The following is a 268-nucleotide window of genomic DNA, read 5'->3' as shown; positions in this document are numbered from 1 at the left end:
ATGTAGCGATTGTTTACGCAGGATCTCCTTTTGTTTTATCTATTTTTACAGATAAATCAAATTATGATGAGATTACACAAATTGCAAATGATATTTACGGGATTTTAAAGTAAATGAAAGATAGATTTTTAAAAGTGACACAGGATGGTCACTTTTTTGATAAACATAAGAAAGTACTAGTAGCCGTATCCGGTGGGGTAGATTCTATGAACCTATTCCATCTTTTATACGAATGCAAACAAGTGTTAGGGATTGAACTTGGAATTGC

Annotated in this window: 1 pseudogene; it reads left to right on the top strand. The window is 32.1% G+C overall.

Features of this window, described 5'->3' with window-relative positions:
- Nucleotides 1-113: 113 nt before the first annotated feature.
- Nucleotides 114-268, top strand: a pseudogene (locus tag C1E99_RS04295) (tRNA(Ile)-lysidine synthetase); the annotation flags it as partial.

This window comes from Streptococcus suis, assembly GCF_002964045.1.
Lineage (GTDB): Bacteria > Bacillota > Bacilli > Lactobacillales > Streptococcaceae > Streptococcus > Streptococcus suis_U.
Note: the sequence above shows the minus strand (reverse complement) of the source record. Positions and strands in the feature narration are given on the sequence as shown.